Source organism: [Clostridium] symbiosum ATCC 14940, from assembly GCF_000466485.1.
Lineage (GTDB): Bacteria > Bacillota > Clostridia > Lachnospirales > Lachnospiraceae > Otoolea > Otoolea symbiosa.
The window spans coordinates 1-224 of record NZ_KE992871.1 but is presented as its reverse complement, the minus strand read 5'-3'; positions in this window follow the sequence as shown (position 1 = coordinate 224).

The window sequence follows — 224 nt, the reverse complement described above, 5'->3', positions numbered from 1 at the left end:
CCCGCCGTTGTGACGGTGACGGGCCCGGATGGAAAAACGAACCGGACGTATACCTTTACATTCAGGACGGCCTGATAAGTTCGCAGGTATGGCTGTCTGCCGATTTATCAAAAAGGTTTTTACCATGTTTAAGTCCCCGGGGCGCCGATTTCATGCGCTCCGGGGATTTGACGTAACAGTTCAGCCGCGACCGGAACGGACCATGTCCGGTGTGGTGAGGGGGA